1 protein-coding gene is annotated in these 1,012 nt (G+C 43.2%); it reads left to right on the top strand.

Features of this window, described 5'->3' with window-relative positions; genetic code table 11:
- Window positions 1–1,012, top strand: a 1,012-nt coding sequence (locus EI28_RS14270) for an Eco57I restriction-modification methylase domain-containing protein (protein WP_048115474.1), incomplete at both ends; no start/stop codon positions are given.

The raw sequence follows: 1,012 nt of genomic DNA, 5'->3' as shown, positions 1-1,012 counted from the left end.
TGAATAAAGATGGCCACTTGGGATTTATTCTCCCTCATAAGTTCTTCAATGCCCAATATGGTAAGGGGCTTCGAGAATTGATCGCATGTGGCAGGCACATTCGTTCAATAGTCCATTTTGGTCATCAGCAGGTATTTGCCAATGCCACGACCTATACATGCCTTCTCTTTCTGACCGCAAAGGGACAGGATACATTCATCTTCGAAAGTGTTGCGAATTTAGACGATTGGAAATCTTCTGGCAGATCAATCCAAGGTGAGATGTCTTCTGACGACATTACAGGAGATGAATGGAATTTCCTAGTTGGAGAAGGGGTTGGATTATACAGACGATTACAAGAATTTCCCTTGAAACTAGAAGATGTTACAGATCGAATTTTTCAGGGCGTTAAAACAAGCGCAGATAAAATCTACATTGTTGAGGAGGTCATTAGACAGGATGGTAAAGTGAAGATATACTCTCCTGAAAAGGGCGCCGAATATTGGATGGAATCAGATTTGCTTCACCCACTGGTTAAAGGGGGTGACAGTAAAAGATACTCTCTATCCACCACAAACAGATTGATTCTCTTTCCCTATGCAGGGAACCCCGATGGCAAGAATGGATTGATACCAGAACCCGTACTAAAAGAGAGATATCCGCTCACTTGGCAATATTTACTTGAAAATAAGAAATATCTTGAGAATCGAGAAAATGGAAAGATGAAAGGAGCAAAGTGGTATGGATATGTATACCCAAAGGCTTTAGATGTCATGCCGTTGCCGAAAATATTCACTCCTGACCTAGTATCCCAGGTATCATTTTCCATTGATGAAACTGGAGAGATTTTCTTTACTGGTGGTGCTGCTGGGGGCTACGGCATACTGATTGCACAAGGCTGCTCGCAGAACTTCGTCCTAGGCATACTGAACAGTAAGCTGACGAATTGGTTTTTACAGCAATTTTCGACGAAGATGCGCGGGGGTTGGTTCAGTTGTGAGGCGAGGTTCATCAAGCACATCCCCATCCGTCC

The sequence above is a fragment of the Methanoculleus sp. MH98A genome, assembly GCF_000691865.1.
In the GTDB taxonomy this organism is placed as follows: domain Archaea; phylum Halobacteriota; class Methanomicrobia; order Methanomicrobiales; family Methanoculleaceae; genus Methanoculleus.
This window is presented reverse-complemented; position numbering and strand designations above follow the sequence as displayed.